The sequence below is a fragment of the Bacillus sp. 01N45 genome (assembly GCF_056399205.1).
In genome coordinates this window covers 1-365 of sequence record NZ_JBFTQW010000074.1, presented here as the reverse complement: position 1 = coordinate 365, position 365 = coordinate 1, and the positions used below count along the sequence as shown (strand labels likewise).

The window sequence follows — 365 nt, the reverse complement described above, 5'->3', positions numbered from 1 at the left end:
TTCCAGCACGCCGGCCGAGTTCGCCGACCACGTGGAAATCTACGTCGCGCTGGCTGGCGAGGGCGAGGCTCCGGCGGCCCGCGCCGCCCGGATCGCGGGCGTGGTGCGGGCGCTGAAGGGCAAGGTGTTCGGCTATCTGAGCACGCTGCTGATCAACGAGGCGCATATCGCCGGGATCGTGCGCCAGGCCATCGGCCAGCTATTGACGCGGGGCCTCTTCCTGGGATTCACCCGCCTGTCGCTGGCCGTGCGCGAGGTGGTGGCGGTCGGTAAGCCGATGGCGCTCGAAGACGTCGATGCGGCGGTGCGAGCCTGCATCGAACCCATCTCCGGCCTGCTCGCGGGCGGTCTCTTGAGGCTGCGCG

General features: G+C 70.1%; 1 protein-coding gene. It reads left to right on the top strand.

Annotated features, from left to right (window positions below; translation table 11 throughout):
* Positions 1-365: hypothetical protein (locus AC1DMU_RS29780; protein ID WP_476941708.1), on the top strand; the 365-nt coding region annotated here is incomplete at both ends.